The organism is Microtetraspora niveoalba, assembly GCF_001570405.1.
Taxonomy (GTDB): domain Bacteria; phylum Actinomycetota; class Actinomycetes; order Streptosporangiales; family Streptosporangiaceae; genus Microtetraspora; species Microtetraspora niveoalba.
Window position 1 is genome coordinate 1 of sequence record NZ_BBYM01000094.1, and the last position, 791, is coordinate 791.

General features: G+C 72.9%; 1 protein-coding gene. It reads right to left on the reverse strand.

The window, feature by feature from the left end; genetic code table 11:
* On the reverse strand, positions 1 to 746 hold a 746-nt coding region (locus AWQ70_RS37120; protein ID WP_245647339.1), incomplete at its 3' end, for a SpnB-like Rossmann fold domain-containing protein.
* Between the last annotated feature and the right edge of the window lie 45 nt (positions 747 to 791).

A 791-nucleotide genomic window follows, 5' to 3' on the forward strand; every position in this document is an offset into this window, starting at 1 on the left:
CCCGGCGCCTCCGCACCGCGCCGCCCGGTCAAGATCAGATGCGGCACCCCGCGACCGGCCAGCCAGCGCGCCACGACCGCCCCCAGTGCGCCCGTGCCACCTGTCACCAGCACAGAACCCGCCGGCCACCCGCCGCTCTCACCCTCACAGGGCCGACCATCGGACACCCGCGACGCACGCTCCACGCCTTCGGCCGGACCACCGGATGCTCTAGGTGCACGCACCAGACGCCGGGCGAACACCCCCGATCCACGCACCGCGAGCTGATCCTCACTCCCGGCACCACCACCCAGAACCACCGCCAGACGGGCCCCCACCCGGGCGTCCACCGTGGCGGGCAGGTCGATCAGACCACCCCACCGCCGCGGATACTCCAACGCCGCGACCCGGCCCAGACCCCACACCTGCGCCTGGACCGCACTCATCAACGGGTCCGACCGGCCGATCGACACCGCGCCACCGGTCACCACCCAAAGCGGAGCAGAAACATCGGCGTCACCGAGAGCCTGGATCAACGTCACCGTCGCCGCCAGCCCCACCGGGACACGCCCATCAGGCAGCGGCCACTCCGCCGTCCCAAGCACCGACACCACACCGGCGACCGGCCCCACCCCACGAAGAAGATCAGCCACAGTCTCGCGACCCGCCGCCCCGCCATCCGGCACGGTCAACGTGACCACATCCGCCCCCGCGCAGCGCAGCGCGGCGGCCACCTCACCGCAGAGCCCCCCGCCCTCCACCTCCACCAGCAACCATCTACCGCTCAACCCGGCCTGCGCCGGCAAGTCCGG